This window comes from Novosphingobium sp. (assembly GCF_965228995.1).
In the GTDB taxonomy this organism is placed as follows: Bacteria; Pseudomonadota; Alphaproteobacteria; order Sphingomonadales; family Sphingomonadaceae; genus Novosphingobium.
Genome location: NZ_OZ245852.1, coordinates 3650763 through 3671146, shown reverse-complemented (window position 1 = coordinate 3671146; position 20384 = coordinate 3650763). Strand labels below are relative to the sequence as shown.

General features: G+C 65.6%; 21 protein-coding genes. 11 read left to right on the top strand and 10 right to left on the bottom strand.

Features of this window, described 5'->3' with window-relative positions; translation table 11 throughout:
* The first annotated feature begins 118 nt into the window (after positions 1-118).
* The 6 genes from ACO056_RS16820 (at position 119) to ACO056_RS16795 (ending at position 5272) form a co-directional block, all read left to right on the top strand.
* Positions 119-1291, top strand: coding sequence for an acetyl-CoA C-acetyltransferase (locus ACO056_RS16820; protein WP_421848821.1), 1173 nt, complete (start codon positions 119-121; stop codon positions 1289-1291).
* Positions 1292-1392: 101 nt separating this feature from the next.
* The gene (locus tag ACO056_RS16815; protein ID WP_421848818.1) at positions 1393-2178 is read left to right on the top strand and encodes an SDR family NAD(P)-dependent oxidoreductase; all 786 of its coding nucleotides are present in this window, start codon (positions 1393-1395) and stop codon (positions 2176-2178) included.
* 61 nt (positions 2179-2239) lie between these two features.
* Positions 2240-3109 (top strand): crotonase/enoyl-CoA hydratase family protein, encoded by an 870-nt coding sequence (locus tag ACO056_RS16810; RefSeq protein WP_421848814.1) that lies wholly within the window; start codon positions 2240-2242, stop codon positions 3107-3109.
* A complete protein-coding gene (locus tag ACO056_RS16805; protein WP_421848811.1) occupies positions 3106-3756 on the top strand; it encodes a TetR family transcriptional regulator in 651 nt (216 codons plus the stop codon). The genes ACO056_RS16810 and ACO056_RS16805 overlap by 4 nt, the downstream gene beginning before the upstream one ends.
* A gap of 53 nt (positions 3757-3809) precedes the next feature.
* The gene (locus tag ACO056_RS16800) at positions 3810-4268 is read left to right on the top strand and encodes a MarR family winged helix-turn-helix transcriptional regulator (RefSeq protein ID WP_421848808.1); all 459 of its coding nucleotides are present in this window, start codon (positions 3810-3812) and stop codon (positions 4266-4268) included.
* Positions 4265-5272 (top strand): fumarylacetoacetate hydrolase family protein, encoded by a 1008-nt coding sequence (locus tag ACO056_RS16795; protein WP_421848805.1) that lies wholly within the window; start codon positions 4265-4267, stop codon positions 5270-5272. Before ACO056_RS16800 ends, ACO056_RS16795 begins: the two co-directional genes overlap by 4 nt.
* Before the next feature lie 170 nt (positions 5273-5442).
* On the opposite strand, the gene ACO056_RS16790 is transcribed toward ACO056_RS16795, so the two are convergent.
* The 7 genes from ACO056_RS16790 to ACO056_RS16760 all read right to left on the bottom strand — a co-directional run bounded on the left by ACO056_RS16790 (position 5443) and on the right by ACO056_RS16760 (position 12851).
* The gene (locus tag ACO056_RS16790) at positions 5443-6453 is read right to left on the bottom strand and encodes a type II secretion system F family protein (RefSeq protein ID WP_421848802.1); all 1011 of its coding nucleotides are present in this window, start codon (positions 6451-6453) and stop codon (positions 5443-5445) included.
* Positions 6454-6461: 8 nt separating this feature from the next.
* Positions 6462-7433, bottom strand: coding sequence for a type II secretion system F family protein (locus ACO056_RS16785; RefSeq protein WP_421848799.1), 972 nt, complete (start codon positions 7431-7433; stop codon positions 6462-6464).
* 79 nt (positions 7434-7512) lie between these two features.
* Entirely contained in the window at positions 7513-8841 is a 1329-nt protein-coding gene (locus ACO056_RS16780; protein ID WP_421848796.1) for a pilus assembly protein CpaE, read from the bottom strand.
* Positions 8842-8844: 3 nt separating this feature from the next.
* Positions 8845-9546, bottom strand: coding sequence for a CpaD family pilus assembly protein (locus tag ACO056_RS16775; RefSeq protein ID WP_421848793.1), 702 nt, complete (start codon positions 9544-9546; stop codon positions 8845-8847).
* A gap of 14 nt (positions 9547-9560) precedes the next feature.
* Positions 9561-11198 carry a type II and III secretion system protein family protein gene (locus tag ACO056_RS16770; protein ID WP_421848790.1) on the bottom strand — a complete coding sequence of 546 codons (1638 nt, stop codon included), beginning with the start codon at positions 11196-11198 and terminating at the stop codon, positions 9561-9563.
* Between the two features lie 55 nt (positions 11199-11253).
* On the bottom strand, positions 11254-12303 hold the full coding sequence (gene cpaB, locus ACO056_RS16765) for a Flp pilus assembly protein CpaB (protein WP_421848788.1): 1050 nt from the start codon (positions 12301-12303) through the stop codon (positions 11254-11256).
* A gap of 59 nt (positions 12304-12362) precedes the next feature.
* Positions 12363-12851 carry an A24 family peptidase gene (locus ACO056_RS16760; protein WP_421848785.1) on the bottom strand — a complete coding sequence of 163 codons (489 nt, stop codon included), beginning with the start codon at positions 12849-12851 and terminating at the stop codon, positions 12363-12365.
* A gap of 104 nt (positions 12852-12955) precedes the next feature.
* Here ACO056_RS16760 and ACO056_RS16755 point away from each other — a divergent pair, with 104 nt between their 5' ends.
* The 3 genes from ACO056_RS16755 (at position 12956) to ACO056_RS16745 (ending at position 15308) form a co-directional block, all read left to right on the top strand.
* The gene (locus ACO056_RS16755) at positions 12956-13927 is read left to right on the top strand and encodes an alpha/beta hydrolase (RefSeq protein WP_421848782.1); all 972 of its coding nucleotides are present in this window, start codon (positions 12956-12958) and stop codon (positions 13925-13927) included.
* Positions 13928-13931: 4 nt separating this feature from the next.
* Positions 13932-15044 (top strand): NAD(P)/FAD-dependent oxidoreductase, encoded by a 1113-nt coding sequence (locus ACO056_RS16750; protein WP_421848778.1) that lies wholly within the window; start codon positions 13932-13934, stop codon positions 15042-15044.
* An 81-nt stretch (positions 15045-15125) separates the two neighbouring features.
* A complete protein-coding gene (locus ACO056_RS16745; protein WP_421848775.1) occupies positions 15126-15308 on the top strand; it encodes a YegP family protein in 183 nt (60 codons plus the stop codon).
* Positions 15309-15314: 6 nt separating this feature from the next.
* Here the strand turns inward: ACO056_RS16745 and rnhA are convergent, their stop codons facing one another.
* The 3 genes from rnhA to ispH are packed head-to-tail and all read right to left on the bottom strand — an operon-like array spanning position 15315 to position 17730.
* Positions 15315-15746: a ribonuclease HI gene (rnhA, locus tag ACO056_RS16740; RefSeq protein ID WP_421848773.1), complete on the bottom strand. Its 432-nt coding sequence runs from the start codon at positions 15744-15746 to the stop codon at positions 15315-15317.
* Entirely contained in the window at positions 15743-16726 is a 984-nt protein-coding gene (thrB, locus tag ACO056_RS16735) for a homoserine kinase (protein ID WP_421848770.1), read from the bottom strand. Before thrB ends, rnhA begins: the two co-directional genes overlap by 4 nt.
* A gap of 11 nt (positions 16727-16737) precedes the next feature.
* Positions 16738-17730, bottom strand: coding sequence for a 4-hydroxy-3-methylbut-2-enyl diphosphate reductase (gene ispH, locus ACO056_RS16730; protein ID WP_421848767.1), 993 nt, complete (start codon positions 17728-17730; stop codon positions 16738-16740).
* Between the two features lie 158 nt (positions 17731-17888).
* Here ispH and ACO056_RS16725 point away from each other — a divergent pair, with 158 nt between their 5' ends.
* Together ACO056_RS16725 and argS are read left to right on the top strand one after the other, a co-directional pair.
* Positions 17889-18575: a hypothetical protein gene (locus ACO056_RS16725; protein ID WP_421848763.1), complete on the top strand. Its 687-nt coding sequence runs from the start codon at positions 17889-17891 to the stop codon at positions 18573-18575.
* Between the two features lie 39 nt (positions 18576-18614).
* A complete protein-coding gene (gene argS / locus ACO056_RS16720) occupies positions 18615-20381 on the top strand; it encodes an arginine--tRNA ligase (protein WP_421848760.1) in 1767 nt (588 codons plus the stop codon).
* The last annotated feature ends 3 nt before the right edge of the window (positions 20382-20384 follow it).

Here is a 20384-nt window from a genome sequence, read left to right as displayed (position 1 = left end):
AGCAGATGCCGTGGCCCCCCGGCTGCGCAAAACAGGCGGTGCTGGTGCCATCCCTTGACCCCACACCTCGCACACCTTAATCGTTCAATTAAACGAACGTATACGGGAGTCGATTGCCATGGCTGTAGCCTATATCGTTGATGCTGTGCGGACCGCCGGCGGGCGCCGGAACGGGCGGCTTGCAGGAGTGCACCCGGTCGATCTTTCGGCGGCGACGCTGGATGCCATCATCCAGCGGACGGGGATCGATGGCGCGGCGGTCGAAGACGTGATCATGGGCTGCGTCTCGCAGGGCGGGCAGCAGGCGGGGCAGGTCGGGCGCAATGCCGTGCTCGCCGCGCGGCTCCTGCCGGATTCGGTTCCGGCCGTCACCATCGACCGCCAGTGCGGCTCCTCGCAGCAGGCGATCCAGTTTGCCGCGCAGGCGGTGATGTCGGGCACGCAGGACATCGTGATCGCGGCGGGTGTGGAAAGCATGACCCGCGTGCCGATGGGCTCGACCGCGATCTTTCACATGAAAGAGGGGCTGGGCAACTACAAGTCGCCGCGCCTCGAAGAAAAGTATCCGGGCATCATGTTCTCGCAGTTCATGGGCGCGGAAATGATCGTGAAGAAGCATGGCTTCACCAAGGATCAGCTCGATCAGTTCGCGCTCTCCAGCCACCTCAAGGCGATTGCCGCGACAAACGCGAACGCGTTTGGCGGTGAGATCGTGCCGATTGCCATCGAGACGCCGGACGGCCCGGCAATGCACACGGTGGACGAGGGCATCCGCTTTGACGCGAGCCTTGAATCGATCGCTGGCGTCAAGCTGCTCTCGCCCGATGGCTCGCTGACGGCGGCAAGCGCCAGCCAGATCTGCGACGGCGCAAGCGCGGCACTGATCGTTTCGGAAGCGGCGCTCAAGGCCCATGGGCTCACCCCGCTGGCGCGCATCCACAACCTCACGGTGACGGCGGGCGATCCGGTGATCATGCTGGAAGAGCCGCTCTTCGCCACCGACCGCGCGCTGCAGCGGGCTGGCATGAAGATCGGCGATATCGACCTCTATGAAGTGAACGAGGCCTTCGCCTCCGTCCCGATGGCCTGGCTGAAGCACACCGGCGCGGACCCGGAGAAGCTCAACGTCAACGGCGGCGCGATTGCGCTGGGCCATCCGCTCGGCGCTTCGGGCACCAAGCTGATGTCCACGCTGCTCCATGCGCTCAAGGCACGCGGGCTGCGCTATGGCCTGCAAACGATGTGCGAAGGCGGCGGCGTCGCCAACGTGACGATTGTCGAGATGATGTGATCACTTGGGGTGTGGTTGAAGGCCCACCTCAACCTCTGCCTCCTTCGACATGCTCAGGATGAGCGGGAGGGGCTTCAGTTTGATTTCAGGAGAAAATTGCCATGAAGCTTGATAGTTCCGTTTCCGCCGTCGTCACCGGTGGCGCCTCAGGCCTTGGTGCCGCCACCGCGCGGGCGCTTGCCGCGAAGGGCGTGAAGGTCGCGATCTTCGATCTGCAGAAGGAAAAGGGCGAGGCACTTGCGGCCGAGCTCGGCGGCGTGTTCTGCGAAGTGAACGTGACCTCGGACGAGAGCGTGGACGCCGGCTTTGCCAAGGCGCGCGCGGCGATTGGGCAGGAGCGCATTCTCGTGAACTGCGCGGGCACCGGCAACGCGATCAAGACCGCCAGCCGCAGCAAGGAAGACGGCTCGATCAAGCACTTCCCGCTCGAAGCGTTCAACTGGCTGATCCAGATCAACCTCGTCGGCACGTTCCGCTGCATCGCCAAGTCGGCTGCGGGCATGATGACGCTCGACCCGGTGGACGAGTTCGGTGAGCGCGGCGCGATCGTGAACACCGCCTCGGTCGCGGCCGAGGACGGGCAGATCGGGCAGGCGGCGTACTCCGCCTCGAAGGGCGGCGTTGTCGGCATGACGCTCCCCATCGCACGCGACCTGATGAGCGAAGGCATCCGCGTCAACACGATCCTGCCGGGCATCTTCGACACCCCGCTGCTGGCCGGCGCGCCGCAGAACGTGCGCGATGCGCTTTCGGCTTCGGTGCCGTTCCCCAAGCGCCTCGGCGTTCCGGCGGAATATGCGCAGCTTGCGCTGACCATGATCGAATGCGGCTATTTCAACGGCGAGGACGTGCGCCTCGACGGCGCGATCCGCATGGCGCCGCGCTGATAATAAACAGGGACAGTCCCCATTTTTGGGGGCTGTCCCTGTTTTTGGGAGAGAGCCGAAAATGGCCGAATATTCGCAGATCCTGCTCGATGTGGCCGATGGCGTCGCGACGCTGACGCTCAACCGTCCGCACAAGATGAACGCCTATACGCGCACGATGATGTCCGAGATCATCGACGCGTTCGACCGGACCGACGCTGATGACAGCGTGCGGGCGGTGATTGTGACGGGGGCGGGCGACCGTGCGTTTTGCGCAGGAGCGGACCTTACACCGGACGACGGCGCGCGGCCATTCTCCGATCCGACCGAGGTGCCTTTGACAGACCCCAAAGTGCGCGATGGCGGCGGTTTCTGCACGCTGCGCATCTTCAATTCGCAAAAGCCGGTGATCGGCGCGATCAACGGCGCAGCAGTGGGCATCGGCGCCACGATGCAGCTGCCGATGGATTTCCGCCTCGCCAGCACATCGGCGCGCTTCGGCTTTGTTTTCGCGCGGCGCGGGATCGTGCCCGAGGCGGCCTCGAGCTGGTTCCTCCCGCGCATCGTAGGCATGAGCCAGGCGCTCGAATGGTGCATGACGGGCCGCGTGTTCGGCGCCGAGGAAGCGCTTGCAGGCGGCCTTGTGCGCTCGCTTCATGCGCCCGAGGACCTGCTGCCCGCCGCGCACGCACTGGCGCGCGAGATTGCCGACAACACCAGCGCGGTTTCGGTCGCCATGACGCGCGCGATGCTCTGGCGCAATTCCGCCACGCCGCACCCGATGTATGCCCACCGCGTCGACAGCCGCGCGATCTACCAGCTCTCGCGCGGGGCCGATGCGAAAGAAGGTGTGGCCAGTTTCCTCGAAAAGCGGGCACCGGCCTACCCGGGCCGCGTTTCTTCGGATATGCCCGGATTTTACCCGTGGTGGGAAGAACCAGGCTGGGAATGAAAGAGCAGAAGATCGTGGCGACTTTGGGGGAAGCCGGCGGCGAACAGCCGGGCGCAAGAGAGCTGCTGCTGGAGACCGCCTCGCAGATCATGCGCGAGGGCGATCAGGTCGATATCTCGCTGTCCGAGCTCTCGCTGCGCTCGGGGCTCAATTCCGCGCTGGTGAAATACTACTTCGGCAACAAGGCGGGGATGCTCGGCGAATTGCTCGACCGCGACATGGTGGCGATCATCAAGTCGGTCGAGGCGCTGCTGGCCAAGGACAGCATGAGCCCGGAAGCCAAGCTGCGGATGCACATTGCGCGCTGCGTCGATACCTATTTTGCGTTTCCCTACCTCAACCGCCTCCTCATGCGGCTGGTGCGCGACAGCGATCCGGCCGAGGCGAAGCGGATTGCCGACAAGTATCTCGCGCCGCTCAACAAGGCCTATGACCGGCTCATCAGCGAGGGCGTGAAGGCAGGCGTGTTTCGCCCGATCGATCCGCAGCTGTTCTACTTTACCGTGACCGGCGCGGCGGACCGGTTTTTCTCGGCGCGGCTGGTGCTGCGGCACTGCTTCGATCAGGACACACTGACCGAGGAACTGCGCGACCGTTACCGTGAACATACCGTCGATTTCATCATGGCGGGCATTCTCGCGCGGTGAGGGGTGGATGCGCTTTTGCTTGCGCGGCGCGGCGGCAGGCCTAGAACCAAGGGATGGCTGACACTCAGACCAGGTTGTCCGACTTCATCCCCTATCGCCTCGCGATCACGTCGAACGCGGTCAGCAGCCTGATTTCGGGCGAATATCACAGCGAATTCGGCCTCAAGATCCCCGAATGGCGGATCATGGCCGTGCTCGGCGATGCCGGCCCGCTGACGCAGCGGGATCTTGTGCGCGCGACACTGATGGACAAGGTAGCAGTCAACCGCGCCTGCAAGATGCTGGGCGAGCGCGGCCTTGTCGCGCGTAGCCCGAACGAAGCGGACGGCCGTTCGCACCACTTGTGGCTGACCGACGAAGGCCGCGCGATGTATGACCGGATCTGGCCCAACGCGCTGTCGACCTATGAAAAGATCTTTGCTGCGCTTTCGCCGACTGAAACGGCGAAGCTGAGAGCGCTGCTCGACAAACTGTTCAACGCGGTGCGCACCATCGAAGGGGAAAGCCCATGAAACTGGCAAGCTTGCCGCAGCGGCGGGATGGTCGTCTGATCGTCGTTTCGGATGATCTGGCCTGGTATGCCGATGCCGATCACATCGTGCCGACCATGCAGGGGCTGCTCGACGAATGGGACCGCTTTGCGCCCTATCTCGAAGCGCTGGCGATCGAGCTGGAGCACGGGGCGATCCCGCGCAAGCGCTTCCATGAGCGCGAGGCGGCGGCCCCGCTGCCGCGCGCGTTCCAGTGGGCCGATGGCAGCGCCTACGTCAATCACGTCGAACTGGTGCGCAAGGCGCGCGGGGCGGAGCTTCCGGCAAGCTTCTGGACCGATCCGCTGATGTATCAGGGCGGCAGCGACGATTTGCGCGGGCCCCGCGATCCTCTGACCCTGCACGATGAAGCCTGGGGCGGCGACCTCGAAGCCGAAGTGGTGGTGGTGACTGGGGATGTGCCGCAGGGCGTCTCGCCTGCGGGGGCGCTCGATCACGTCCGACTTGTCGGCCTTGTCAACGACGTATCGCTTCGCGGCCTCATTCCCGATGAACTCGCCAAGGGTTTCGGCTTCGTGCAATCGAAGCCTGCCAGCCACTTCTCGCCAGTGTTTGTAACGCCCGCGCGCCTTGGGGGGGCCTGGTCGGGCGGCAAGCTGCATCTGCCGCTGCATGTCGACCTCAATGGCCATCCCTTGGGCCGGCTCGAGGCGGGTGAGGAGATGACATTCGATTTCGGCACGCTGATCGCGCATCTGGCGAAGACGCGGAAGATCGGGGCAGGTTCGATCATCGGGTCGGGCACGGTCTCCAACCGCGATCCCGATGGCTCACCGGGGCGGCCCGTGGCTGAAGGCGGACGCGGCTATGCCTGCATCGCCGAACAGCGCATGGTCGAGACGATCCGCCACGGCGCGCCGACGACGCCGTTCCTGCGTCATGGTGATACGGTGCGGATCGAAGCCAAGGATGCCAAGGGCCACACCGTGTTCGGCGCGATCGAGCAGCAGGTGGTGCGGGGGTAGGGAAGGAAGTTACCCCTCCGACCTGCCTTTGGCAGGCCACCTCCCCATTTGTCCCTTCGGGAAAAATGGGGAGGACAAGGACACAAGGTTGCACCTTCTCTCCTCCCTATTTTTCCCGAAGGGACAAATGGGGAGGTGGCAGCCTGCAGGGCTGACGGAGGGGTTCTCTCTTACGTCTTCCGGTTGAGGAAGTTGTCGCTGATCGAGCAGGCGGCGGGGCCAAGGATCACGATGAACAGCGTCGGCAGGATGAACAGGATCAGCGGGATCGTCATGATCGCCGGGAGCCGCGCTGCCTTTTCTTCGGCGCGCATCATGCGTTCGTTGCGGAATTCGGCCGAGAGCACGCGTAGTGCTGATGCGAGCGGCGTACCGTAGCGCTCGGTCTGGATCATCGTCGTCACCACGCCCTTCACAGACTCGAGATTGACCCGGTAGGCGAGGTTTTCGAACGCCATGCGCCGTTCGGTCAGGAAGGAGAGCTCGATCGCGGTGAGCGCAAACTCATCGCCGAGTTCGGGATAGGCGCGGCCCAGTTCGCGTGCGACGCGGCCGAAGGCGGCGTCCACGGTCAGGCCCGCTTCGGCGCAGATCACCAGCAGATCGAGCGCATCGGGCAGACCCTTGCGGATCTCCTTGGTGCGCTTGTTGATGAGGTTCTTGATCCAGATGTCGGCGCCCTTGTAGCCGAATATCACCGCGCCCGCGAACAGGCCGAACTTCTTGTAGGCCGGCCAGAGCGGGAAATAGTTCACCCCGTAGATCAGCACGCCGAACAGGATGCCCAGCACGATCGGACCGATCATCCGGCCAAGCACGACCGCAACCGCCCATTCCTTCTTGCGGATGCCGGCCTGCGCCAGCCGCTGCTGGATGTCTTTCAGCTGGCTGTCCTGGAGCACTTTCAGCGATTCGAGGAACGACTTGATGTTGTCGGTCGTCTCGTTGCGGCGGACGATGCTCTGGCGCTTCTTGGCGTTGACCGTGACAATGCCGGCCTTGAGCTGATCGCGCCGGTCATTGAGCGCCTTGACGCGCTTGGCCATCGGATCGCGCACCGTGATCGCGGCATAGATCGCCAGCAGCATCGCCGCGGCGGCGATGCCCACGAGGATCGAGCCGACGTAGATGACATCGACGCCGAGGAGGGTGGGGCCATGCGGGGGAGGGTTGACTGCCATGATGGGTCTCAGATCTCGAAGTTGACCATCTGCGCCATGATCCAGGCGCCGAGGCTGAGCCAGACAAGGCCGCCGAGGCCGGCGATGATGAGTCGCTCGTCAACGAAGAATTGCCCGAGGTAACGCGGATTGATCGAGTAGATCAGCGCGAACACGATGAACGGCAGCGAGCCGACGATATAGGCCGAGGCCTTGGATTCAGAGCTCATCGCCGCGATCTTGAGCTTCATCTGCGCGCGCTTGCGCAGCACGTCGGCGAGGTTCGCCAGCGTTTCGGCAAGGTTGCCGCCGGTTTCGCGCTGGATCGCCAGCGTGATGCAGAAGAAGCTGAATTCAGCCATGTCGAGCCGGTTCGCAGTGTCCTGGAGTGCATCCTCCATCGTGCGGCCGACCTTCATGCGATCGGTGACGAGCTTGAATTCCTCGCCCACGGGGCCGGGCAGTTCGCTGGCAACGACGCTGAGGGTCTCGGTGATCGGCAGGCCAGAACGCAGGCCGCGCACGAGCAGTTCGAGCGCATCGGGGAACTTGGCGACGAAGTTCTTCTTGCGCTTGTTGATCGCGCGGCCAACCATCCAGTGCGGAACGCCCGCACCCACCGCCACGCCCGCGCCAAGGCCCAGTAGCAGCGCGCCCGACTTGATGAAGACGAGCAGCGCCACGCCGACCGCGATCCCCATCGAGACGTAGACATACTGCGAAAGAGTCCAGCCCTTGCCGGTCTTGTGCAGGCGCAGCGCCAGCGCTTCGATGCGCGATCCGGAGCCCGCCTTGCGATAAGTCGTCGGCTTGCGGTTCGCGACGGCCTTGCGGTACTGCGCCTCGACTTTGTCCAGCGCGCTTTCCGAGTGGCGGAAACGCACGGTCTGCAGGCGGCGCGAGGCTTCGCGGCTCGCCGAAGGACCGCTGAGCGCAAGGAACATCAGAGCCAGAACCAGCGCAGCGCCGACGCCTAGGATCACGAGTTGCATCATGTTCATGGCCGTGTCCTGCCAGTTCTCTCAGTGCGTGCGGGGCCGGCGCGCTGGTCCCTTGCAGGGCCATTGCGCCGGCTGCGGATCATGCGGGGGTTCCGGCCTTGGACTTGCCGGAGCTCAGGATCTTCTTGAAATCGAACTTGCCGAGTAGCGAGGTCTTGGCACCCGGAGCGCCGCCGTTCTTGTCGGCGCCCTTGTCCGCAGCCTTGGCCTTGCCTTTGCCCTTGACCTCGACCACCTCGCCATCGCTTCCCGTGGCGATGATCGCGGTGCCCAGATCGCGCATCGCGGCACCCGCCTTGCTGGCGCGGTTGGCGGCGACGAAAGTCTGGCCGAGCTTGGCCGCATTGGCAGCGGCCTTGATATCGTAGGGCACGACATAGTTGATCTTGCGCTCGATCGAAGCTTCGAAGTCCGAACGGCTGATCTCGCCCACGCCGGAGTGGACCTTGTTGGCCACCACGATCGTTTCGGCATGCTTGGCGTTGGTCTTGAGCCACGAAAGCAGGCGGATCGCATCGCGCGCACCGGCAAGGGTGAGCTCGGTGACCACGACGACCACGTTCACATCCGCCAGCAGGTGCGGGAAGTTGATCAGCATGTTGCGCGGCAGATCGATCATCGTCATTTCGAACGCGTGGCGGAATTCCTCCTCCAGCTGAACGAACGCGCTGCCGTCGGTCATCAGCGGTGAGCTGATCGGGGCTTCGGCCGAAAGGATCGCCAGGTTGTCGTTGGCGCGGATCATCGCGCGTTCGATGAACAGGCCGTCGATGCGGCTCGGATTGTCGATCGCGTCGGTCAGGCCGCGGCCGGGTTCGAGATCGAGCGTCAGCGCGCCGGTGCCGAAATGCACGTCGAGATCGAGCAGCGCGGTCGGCATGCGGTGATCGCTGCTGAACAGCCAAGCCAGCGAAGTCGCCACAGTCGAGGCACCGACGCCGCCGCGCGTGCCGACCACCGCGGTCGAAACGTGGCGCTTGGCGGTCGCGCCGTCAGCCGACTTGGGCGAGGCGAAGATCGCCTGCGCCTGAACCAGCGCATCGCGTACCTGGCCCGGCGTCAGCGGCTTCAGGAGATAGTCCTGAATGCCCGAGGCGAGCAGGTCGCGGTAGAGGCGCACGTCGTTGACCTGACCGACCGCGATCACCACGGTGCCGGGCTCGCAGACTTCGGCCAGCGCGTTGATGTCGCTCAGCGGGTCGCCGCTTTCGGACAGGTCGACCATGAGGATGGCCGGGCTCGCTGCGATCGAGAGCGACTGGATCGCATTGCGCAGGCCGCCCTTGTTGCACTTTTCCGGCTGCCAGCCCATGTCGACCGAGACCGGACGCAGCACGTCGAGCGCCGCATCGTCGCACATGAAGGCCGCGAACATGTCGCGATTGCCGGTTTTCCAGGTCGCACTCATCGCTCAGTTACCCCCAACGGACTTGCTGGAAACGGACTTCAGGCCCCCGGCACCGGTCGGTGCCTGCTCGCGGTAGGAGTTGATGGCCTTGGTGTTGCTCTGGACCAGCGTTGTGCTGGCACCCTTGGCGCCGTGCACGAGGTCTTCCTTGTTGGCGACCATCGCGGCCATGTTGCTGTTCACCGCGCAGCCGTAGTTGGGCGAGGTGGCATTGTTGGTGCGATTGTCGATCTTGTCGGACCAGTCCGGGCAGCCGGGCACGCTGGCCTCGGTGCGCGAGACGACGATCCGCGCGGTGCCGGGGCCGATCGGGCCTTCCGTCACCGGGGCGACATCGGAGAGGAGAATGCCGAAGCGGCCGGCCACCTGCTCCACGGACGTGCGGGTCTGGTCGGAATCGACCGGATCATCGACCGAAATGCGGTCCCCGTAGCCAAGGTCGAGCGCATCGAGCCAGCCGGCAAGGCGGCGCTGTTCGGAGACGGCGAGGCCGCCGCCCGGCAGCGTCGAGACATCGAACACGAAGCTGGTGCGCTGGACGACCGGCTGGCGCACGCTTTCAAGGCCGCGGTTCATGTCGGCCGAAGGGGCGTTGCACGCCGCAAGCGGCAGGCTCAGCATGCCAGCGAGGAGAAGGACCCTGCCGGCGCCCCCGGTGGGACGAGCGATGCGCGGCAGGCGAAAGGACACGGAGCGAATGGACATGGTGTAGCCCTTTCTCACTGGATGCTGAAGCCGGGCGCAGCATCAGCGCTGGCCTGACGATTGCGGGCGGGACGCGGCGCCTTTTGCGACGCAGCGGCCGGTGCGGCGGGCGCTGTGACAGCGTCGGGCAGCGGCGCATCGAGCGCGCCGACCTTCGGGCCGTTGGACTGCACCGTGCCGGACTTCTCCTTCGGCTTGGGGCGGTCACCGCCGGTGTCGCCATCGGCTTCGATGTGGCCGAGGATCTGTTGCAGCGCGGTGGCCGACTTGTAGCCATCGGTGGGCAGCTTGATCTCGCTCGAATCGACCGGGTTCACGAGGTAGGGCGTGACGATGATCACCAGCTCGGTCTCGCCCTTGCGGAACGAAGTCGAGCGGAACAGCGAGCCCAGGATCGGGATATCGCCGGCACCGGGCATCTTGGTGATCGTGTCCTGCGCGCCGTTGCGCAGCAGGCCCGCGATCATGAAGCTCTGGCCCGAACCCAGCTCGATCGTCGTCTCTGCGCTGCGTACGGTGAGCGCGGAAACGGTGAAGTTGTTGCTGATGATCGCGCCGTCGGACGAAAGTTCGGACACTTCCGGCTTCACCCGCAGCGAGATGCGCCCGTTGGCGAGCACGGTTGGGGTGTAGGCAAGGCTGATGCCGTACTTCTTGAACTCGATGGCCGTGTTGCCGAGGCCGGTCGAAACCGGGATCGGGTATTCGCCGCCCGCGAGGAAGTTGGCGGTTTCGCCCGAAAGCGCGGTGAGGTTTGGTTCAGCGAGGCTGGTGACGAGGCCGATGGTCTCACCCAGATCCAGCGCGGAAAGCACGTTGAGCCCGAACAGCTTGCCCATCACGGCAAGAGTCGACTGGCCCTGCAGCGGCGTGATGTTGGTGCCGGGCTTCTCGATGAACTTGCCCGGATTATTCAGATCCGGGATTTGCCCCGTCACGGAATTTCCGATGCCGAGCGGCAGCTGCGGATTGGTGGTGAACGTCGAGCCGGCGGAACGACCGGTGTTCACACCGAACTTGGTGATATTGCCGTTGCCGTCGATCGTGGTGATGTTCGTGCCGATCTGGCGCACCAGCGAGCGGTTCACTTCGGCGAACTTCACATGGAGGTTCACCTGCAGCGGCGTCGCCATCTTGAGGCGGCTGATCACGTTGGTCTTCTCGTCGACGAAGGCCTTGACCAGGCGCTCGGCTTCGGCGGCATCCTCGGGCGCGGCAATCGTGCCGGTGAGCAGCACGGTGTTGTTCATCGTCGAGGTAACAATATGCGCCTCGGGCATGGCGAGCTTGAGCATCTGGTCGATGCTGTCGATGTTGGTGCCGACGCGGACGTTGGCCGACCACACCACATCGCCCGCCGAGTTGCTGGCATAAACGGTGGTTTCGCCGCCCGCCTTGCCGAACACGTAGAGCTGGTTGGTCGACTTCACCTGCACATCGGCGATGGCGTCGTTGGCGACGAAGACGTCGGTCATCTTGCCAGGCAGCGTGACGAGCTGGCCGCGACCGATCGAGATCGCGATGCTACGCGCCGGGCTGGTCACCGTCTGGGCCAGGGCCGGCGCGGGGGCCGTAGCGAGCGCCAGCGGCACGGCCAGAGCGGCCATGGATGCGGCAAGCGAGAGCAGCTTGGTTGCGATAGGGGCCTTCATGATCTTGCCTTTCGCGGGCGCAGTTTGGGCCTTGAGGGAAGCGAGGGTGTTCATTTCAGTGGCTCCCTACGCTGACTTCCTGGGTGTCCTTGCCGCGAGTGACGCGGACAACCGGGCCGGGGGCGAACAGCGAGCGTCCCGCAGGGGTGAGCATCGGTCCTGGCGTTGCCGCTCTCGGGACCATCGAAGAGATCGCCTTGGCCATGGCAGCAGCCGCGGCGGCCGGATCGGTCGGGCCAGCGTTCTTGGGCTGGAAGCGCGAGACATCGCCGCCGGTCACGTAGCTGTTGCCACCGCTTTCGATGGGTTTGCCCATGGCCTGCTTGATGATCTTCTCTTCATCGGCCTTGCTGGTGCCGGCGGGGATCTTCACCTGACCCATGGCAATCGCCTGGTCGAGTTCGCTCGAGTTGTCGGCCAGCGAGCGCAGCGAGAGGCTCAGCGTACCGATGGTCTGCGCCACCGCGATCTTTTCGGCGATCTTGGGCGTGGCTTCCACGGTCACGGTACTGAACGTCTTCACGCGGGTCTTGCCCTCGACCTGCTCCTGCTCGGTCGACTGATCGGTGGCGAGCACGCGCAGGTTCTTCATGATGGTCTCGGCCGCCTTGAGCGGTTGCGCCGCGCCCTTCACCGTCTGGGTGAGCACGAGATCGATGTGGTCACCGGGGAAGACAAAGCCCGCGACGGCGGTGCGTGCGCTCACCGGAATGGTGACAGCGCGCATGCCCGGCCCGAGCGCGGCGGCAAGGAAGCCGCGGTCGCCGGGGGAGACAAGGCTGCCCTGCGTCACCGGTTCGCCTGCCGTGATCGGATGGCGCACAACGGTGCCGAGCAGCTTCGACATGTCGGTCTTGTCTTCGGTGAAGTAGACGTCCTGGACGAGGTCCTTCGGCCAGGGCTGATAGCCCATGGCGTCAGCCGTGATGATCGTTCCGGCCGGAAGCGCACGGTTGGCGACAAGCACCTTCGCACCCATCTGTACCTTCGCGGCGGCCGCTGCCTGCGGCGAACCAGCGCCCGCAAACAGGCTCCTGGCAGCAAAGGCCGTGCCGATCGCCACGATCAGCGCCCCTACCAGCAGCAACAGCTTCTTCCTGTCCATGGCTTCAATCCTGCCGTTTGATCCGCCCGCATCCTTCGGGCAAAATGGTTAAGATAGCGTCAGCCCGCCGAAACGGTGTGAATCGCGGTCCAATCAGTCGTCGTGATGATCCAGAGTCCGGCCGTCGCGATGGCGATGCCGTAGGGAATCTTGAGCTTGTCCTTCTGGCGCCGCGTGATGTGCCACATGCCCATCGTGATGGTCAGCACGCCGCCCGCGAGCGCCATGATGACCAGCAGCTTGAGGAACAGCAGCGCCGGCATCCACAGCGCGAGAGCCGAGAGGAGCTTGACGTCACCGCCGCCCATCGCCTTCAGTGCGAAGAGCCCGGCGAGGACGAGGAACGTGACCAAGGCGAGCCCCAGCTGCAGCGCGACACCCGGCCACAGAGCGAGGCCCGATGCCCACCAGAACAGCGGAGCACCCGCGGCAACGGCGGCATTCAGCCAGTTGTCGATCTGGCGGCGGCGGATATCGGTGAAGGCGGCAACCAGCAGCGCGATTGCCAAGGCCCCGACCAGTCCGTAAACGATGTGAGTTCCCTGCATGGGGGTCTCTTACGGGACAATCACTTACCAAACGGTAACCAAACAGGCGCCGCATTTCCGCGTACTTGTGGATGCTGCCAAGGCATTGTGACGGGAGTGCTGGCGTGAGCACAAGGTTGGACGATTCTTGCGAAGCCAGGCGCGCCATCCCCGCCCTTGCGCGGGAATGGCGGTGGGCCTTGCCCGATGGCCACGAGATCCGTCGCATCAGCCTTGATCCGCCTGCCGGCACAGCGCCGCGCGGGTCGATCCTGTTCATGCCGGGGCGTGCCGATTTCTACGAGAAGTATCTGGAAACGCTTGAAGAATGGGCTTGCGCCGGCTGGCATGTAAGTGCGGCTGACTGGCGCGGTCAGGGGGCCTCCGGGCGCATGACGGCGAACCCTCTGGTGGGGCATATCGAGGACTTCTCGATCTGGATTTCGGACCTTGGCGCGCTGTGGCGCGACTGGGTGCGCACGGCCCCCGGACCCCATGTTCTGGCCGGTCATTCGATGGGCGGACACCTGGTTTTACGCGCTGTAGCAGAAGGTGCAGCAAGCCCCGATGCGGTCGTTTTGAGTGCACCGATGCTAGGATTTGTGACATCAATCCCTCAGTTTGTTCAGCATATTTATGGAAAAATCATGTGCGGCATCGGCGATCCGCAGCGCATGGCATGGAAGACAAGCGAGAAGCCCGGCGCGCCGAGCGATGATCGCATGAGCCTGCTGACCCACGATGCGGACCGCTATGCCGACGAGCTGTGGTGGCGCGCGGCGCGGCCCGAACTGGAGATCGGCCCAGCCAGCTGGCGCTGGGTCGAGCGGGCGGCGGCCTCGATCGAGGAGCTGCGCGCACCGGGCGTGCTCGAAGCGGTCATGGCGCCGGTGCTGGTGCTGGCGGCCATGCGCGATGCGCTGGTTTCGTGGCCTGCGATCGACGAAGCCTCGGCGCGCCTGCCGCGCGGCGAGCTGGTGGCATGGGGCCGCGAGGCACGGCACGAATTGCTGCGCGAGGCGGATCCTGTGCGCGGTCAGGTCATGGCCGCGATTGCCAGCTTCCTCGATCGTGCAGTCCCTGCCAGAGCAGCGTGAAGCCATGACACCTGAGCATTTCGATATCGCCATCGTCGGCGCCGGTATGGCCGGCTCCAGCCTCGCCGCCGAATGTGCCCCGCACGCGCGCGTGCTGCTGATCGAGGCGGAGGATACCCCCGGCTACCACACCACCGGCCGTTCCGCCGCGTTCTGGCACGAGACCATCGGTGGGCCGCAGATCTATCCGCTTACGGCGGCGTCTGGCCCGTGGCTGGCCGAACACGGCTTCCTCAGCCCCCGCGGGGGCCTTCACATCGGGCGCGAGGATCACCGCAGCACGGCGGAAGCCTTCGTCGCCGAGTTCGCCGCGGCGGGCGCGCGGATCGAACTGATCGGGCGTGAGCGCCTTGAAGACATCGTGCCGGGGCTGCGGCCGAACTGGATTCTCGGCGCTTGGGAGCCGGAATGCGCCGATATCGATGTCGCCGCGATGCACCAGCACTACCTCGCCGCCGCGCGCAAGACGGGCACCGTCCTGCGGGTGCGCGCTCGGCTTGATGGGGCGGAGCGCGAAGGCGGGGCCTGGCGGCTTGCGTGGAGCGGTGCAGCCGGGCCGGGTGAGGCGCGCGCCGGGCTGCTCGTCAATGCGGCGGGCGCGTGGGCCGATACCGTCGCGGAGCTTGCCGGCGCCGCGCCGCTCGGCGTCCAGCCGCTGCGCCGCTCGATGGTGCAATTGCGCGTCGATCCGCTGCCGCCTGAGGCGCTGCCGCTGACGCTCAGTTTCGATGAGGACTTCTATTTCCGCCCGCAAGGCGGCCGCCTTTGGCTTTCCCCGCATGACGAAACGCCCGATGTGGCGCGCGATGCCGCGCCCGAGGAACTCGATATCGCGCTGGCGATCGACCGGATGGAACAGGCGGTGGACTGGAAGGTGCTGGGACTGGAACGGCGCTGGGCAGGCCTCAGAAGCTTCGCGCCGGACCGGCTGCCGGTGTTCGGCTTCGACCCGGCGCGGGAGGGCTTGTTCTGGTTTGCCGGGCAGGGCGGCTTCGGCATCCAGACCGCCCCGGCCGCAGCGCGTCTCGGTGCGCAGCTGCTGCTCGGCCTTCCGCGCGATGCGATGACCGGGGCCATCGACGCTGCGTGTTATTCCCCGGCCCGGTTTGCCTCATAGCGATACATTTGGGACTCCCCCCGCGCCCGCCGCGTGCTAGACCGCTGTGGGGTCCGTAAATTTACCTAGGGAGTTAAGGATATGGCGCACCGTTTCGAGATTCGGAAGAACAAGGCCGGCGAGTTTGTCGCCTACTTCTGCTATAACGATGAAACGATTTTCTGGACCGAAGGCTACAAGGCGAAGGCCAGCGCGAAGAATGCCATTGACTCGGTGCTGAAGAACGGCCCGGGCGCCGAAGTGGTCGATACCACGACCGACTGACCGCCTTCAGGCTGCGATGGCCGCATCGCTGGCGAGCTTGTCCACCCGCTCGTTTTCCGGGTGGCCATCGTGGCCCTTCACCCAGACCCATTCGATCTTGTGCGGGCGCGCTGCAGCGATCAGCGCGCGCCACAGATCCTCGTTCTTGACCGGCTTGTTGTCGGCCGTCTTCCAGCCCTTCTTCTGCCAGCCGAACACCCATTTGGTGATCCCGTCGAGGACATAGCGGCTGTCGGTATGGAGCGTGACCTGGCAGGGCTGCTTGAGCGCCTCGAGCCCCCTGATTGCGCCCATCAGCTCCATGCGGTTGTTGGTCGTCTCGCGCTCGCTGCCGGAAAGTTCCTTTTCCACCTCGCCCATGCGCAGCAGCGCGCCCCAGCCGCCTTTGCCGGGATTGCCCTTGCAGGCCCCGTCGGTGAAAATCGCGACGTGCTTCACGCAAAAACTCCCGGATTGGCCTTGTAGAAGCCCAGCCGCCGGGCCGGGCCCATCGGGTCCTTGGGCGTGACCAGCGCATCGGCGGGCGTATTGAGCCAGTCCCACGCGCGGCTCATTGCAAAGCGCATCGCCGCGCCTTGCCCCAGCAGCGGCAGCGCCGCGCGCTCTTCCGCGCCGAGTGGGCGAACGCTTTCATAGCCTCCAATCAGCGCCTCGGAGACGTCGGCGCGAAAGGCGTCATCCTTGTCGAAGCACCACGCGACATGGGTGACGGCCAGATCGTAGGCGAGGATATCGTTGCAGGCGAAGTAGAAGTCGATGAGGCCGGTTACCTTGTCGCCCAGCATGAGCACGTTGTCCGGGAAGAGATCCGCGTGGATCACGCCGGAGGGCAGGCCCGCGGGCCAGGCCCCGGCAAGGCGCGGCAGTTCGTGCGCGACGATGTCCGCGAGATCCGGATTGATCCGCGCGAGGCCGTCTGGCCCGCAGGCGCCGGCCAGCCGCTGCCATTCCACAACCCCCATGCCATTCGCACGGCTGCCCGGAAAATCGGCCGCCGCAAGATGCAGCCGCGCAAGTTCGGCGCCCACTGCGCGCGCCTGCCCCGCAGTCGGTGTGCTGACCGAAACGCCCGGAAGATACTCGATCAGCGCCAGCGCCTTGTCCTCACCGGCAGGCCCGGGCCGCGTGACGTAGAGCTGGCCTTCGCGGTCGTGGATCGTGCGCGGCACCGGGCACCCCCGCGCGGCAAGGTGATCGAGCAGCGAGAGGAAATAGGGCAGGTCCGCCAGTTCGATGCGGAACTCGTACATGGTGAGGATGAAGCGCGCGCCCGCTCTGTCATGGCCAGTGGTTTCGAGCAGCCAGTTGCTGTTGGAGACCCCTTCGGCAATGCCCTTCGCCGAAACCAGCGTGCCGACATCGAAACGAGCGATCAGCGCGGCCATCTCCTCCGCGCCGAGGTGTGTGTAGACTGCCATGGCGTTCTGCTTCAGTCGGTGAGCTGGCGGGGCAGCTTGAACACCATCTTCTCGACCGTGGTGGTCACGGTTTCCTCCTCGACCACGCGCCATTCACGCAGCCTGTCGACCACTTCGCGCACCAGCAGTTCCGGCGCTGAAGCCCCGGCGGTGAGGCCGAGAGTCTTGACCTCGGCAAGCCAGGCCGGATCGATCTCGCTCCCGCGCTGGATCAGGCGGGCAGGCGTGCCCTCGCGCTCGGCCACTTCGACGAGGCGGAGCGAGTTGGAGCTGTTGGGCGCGCCGATCACCAGCAGCAGATCGCAGCGCTCCGCAATCGCCTTGACCGCGGCTTGCCGGTTGGATGTGGCGTAGCAGATATCCTCGGCGCGCGGCCCGCTGATTTCCGGGAAGCGTGCGCGCAGCGCCGCCACGATCTCGCGCGTGTCGTCCACCGAAAGCGTCGTCTGGGTAAGGAACGCGAGCGGCGTGCTCTCCGGAAAATCAAGCGCCGCCACGTCCTCCAGCGTCTCGACCAGCGTGATCGAACCTTCCGCCACCTGGCCCATCGTGCCGATCACTTCGGGGTGGCCCTTGTGCCCCACGAACAGGATATGCCGTCCGGCTTCGGCATGCCGTTCGGCCTGTCGGTGGACCTTGCTGACGAGCGGGCAGGTTGCGTCGAGCCATTCGAGCCCGCGCTGCGTTGCGGTGGCGGGGATATCCTTGGGCACGCCGTGCGCGGAAAAGACCACGGGCTTGCCATCGGGCACTTCGTCCAGTTCCTCGACGAAAATCGCGCCCTTGTCCTTGAGCCCGTCCACCACGAAGCGGTTGTGGACGATTTCGTGGCGCACGTAGACCGGTTCACCGAATTGGCCGAGCGCACGCTCGACGATCTCGATGGCGCGGTCCACCCCGGCGCAGAATCCGCGCGGCGCGGCGATGAGCAGCTTGAGCGGGACAAGCGCGGCCTTCGATTCCTGCGGCAAGGCGGCGGGCGATTGGGTCGTGGTGGTGGTCATCGGCGCCAACCTTAGCAGGGGGGCAGTCGCCCGGCAAACCCGCTGCGAGGGGCATGCACCATTGCACGGCGTTCAGGCATGCGGCATTGCGCCGCGGGGATGCGGTGGCTAGAGGAAGCGCGGTGCCTCTGATCGGGGCGCTCACCAAGGATGCCTGAATGACCCTGCCCGCCTTCCGCCCGTCTGTCCTCCGGCGCTTTGCCCCGCTTGCCGCGCTGGCCCTCGTCGGCACGCTCGGCGCCTGCAAGGGCGGCGGCGGCGAACTGGTGGTGGATGACAGTGTGGGCGTCACCGCGCTGCGCAGCCCATGCCCGCTGGTCGAGATTCCGGACATGACCGGCGACATCACGCTGTTCTCCGCGCCCGGCCGCACCGATGCCGGCGCAATCGACCTGACGGCGTCGATCACCAATCTGCGCAGCACCTGCGATGATGCAAAGGGCCAGACCGTTCTGCGCACCGACGCGACTTTCGATGTCTACGCCCGCCGCACCGATACGCACGGCGCGCGCCGGGTGGTGCTGCCGTATTTCTCGGCCGTGATGCGCGGCGGCAATGTCGTGATCTCCAAGCGCCTTGGTTCGGTGACGATCGATTTCGCTGACGGGCAGGAACGCGCGCAGGCGCAGGGCCGTGCCGGCTCGACGATCGACCGCAGCGAGGCCACGCTGCCCGATAGCGTGCGCAGGCTGCTCAACAAGAAGCGCCGGGCGGGCCAGGCCGATGCGGCCACCGATCCCCTCGCGCTGCCTGAAGTGCGCGCGGCGCTGGCCAAGGCGAGCTTCGAGCTGGTCGTCGGCTTCCAGCTGACGGATGCACAGCTCTCCTACAACGCCCGTCGCTAGGCATTCCCTCCGGCGCGCGCTTGGGCTAACGGCGCGCTCATGACCGAGACTGCAACCGCACCCGCCGCTCTTCCCCTGTTTGCCGATTTTGCCGGTGTGATCGACCGCGCGCTCGACGCGCTCGTCGCCGCAGGCAGGCTGCCTCAGGGCCTTGCGCGAAGCGGGGTGACCTGCGAGCCGCCGCGCGAGGCGAGCCATGGCGATATCTCGACCAACGCCGCGATGGTCCTGGCCAAGCCCGCCGGCACCAACCCGCGCGCGCTCGCCGCGCTGCTGGTAGATGAACTGACGCGCGAGCCGCGCGTCGCCTCCGCCGAGATCGCCGGGCCGGGCTTCATCAATCTGCGCCTCGCCGATAGCGCCTGGCTGGCCGAGCTGGCGCTGATCGCGGCGAAGGCCGGCGACTATGGTCGCTCCGTGATGGGCGGGGGCAGCATGGTCAATGTCGAGTATGTCTCGGCCAACCCCACCGGGCCGATGCACATGGGCCACTGCCGCGGCGCGGTGGTTGGCGATGCGCTGGCCAGCCTGCTCGAATTTGCGGGCCACCGGGTGACGCGCGAATACTACGTCAACGATGCGGGCGCGCAGGTCGATGTGCTCGCGCGGTCAGTCCACTTGCGGTACCGCGAAGCGCTCGGCGAAGATGTTGGCGCTGTGCCCGAAGGCCTCTATCCGGGCGACTACCTCGTGCCGGTCGGGCAGGCGCTCGCCGCCGAATTTGGCGATGCCTATGCCAAGGCGCCCGAAGCCGAATGGCTCGTGCCCTTCCGCACTCGCGCCGTCGCGGCGATGATGGACATGATCCGCGACGATCTGGCGACGCTCGGCATCCACCACGATCTGTTTTCGTCCGAAGCGGCACTGCAGGCCTCGGGCAAAGTCGATGCCGCCGAGGCGTGGCTGCGCGCGCACGATCTGGTCTATGATGGCGAGCTCGAGGCGCCCAAGGGCAAGCTGCCGGACGATTGGGAACCGGTGGCGCTGCCGCTGTTCCGCTCGACCAGGTTCGGCGACGATCAGGACCGCCCGATCAAGAAGTCGAACGGTTCGTGGACCTATTTCGGCGCTGACCTCGCCTACCACTTCCAGAAGGCGCAGACCGCCGACGCGCTCGTCGATATCTGGGGCGCGGACCATGCCGGTACGGTCAAGCGGATCAGGGCCGCGGTCGCCGCGCTCACCAGTGCCGATGGCGCAAGCCCCAAGCCCTTCGAGATCAAGCTGGTCCAGATGGTCCAGCTGATGAAGGGCGGCCAGCCGTTCAAGATGTCGAAGCGCGCGGGCAATTTCGTCACGCTCGCCGATGTCGTCGATATGGTCGGCAAGGATGTGGTGCGTTTCACCATGCTCACCCGCAAGCCCGATGCGCAGATGGACTTCGATTTCGACAAGGTGGTCGAAGCCTCGAAGGACAATCCGGTGTTCTATGTCCAGTATGCCCATGCGCGCATCCACTCCACCTTGCGCAAGGCGGCGGCCGAAGCCATTGCGCCCGCGCCGGAACATGTCGCGCTGCTGGGCGTGGAGGAGCTTGGCCTCGTCAAGCTCGCCGCGCAGTTCCCGCGCGTGGTCGAAAGCGCTGCCGCCGCGCGCGAGCCGCACCGGGTGGCGTTTTTCCTTTATGACCTCGCCGCCGGCTTCCATGCTTACTGGAACGTCGGGAATGACCGGCCGGACAAGCGCTTCATTGTGGCACAGGATGCCGCGCTCACGTCGGCACGACTATTCCTCGCCTCACAAATCGGGCAAGTGGTGAAGAACGGATTGGCCTTGTTGGGCGTAGAGGCCGCCGAGGAGCTTTGAGGC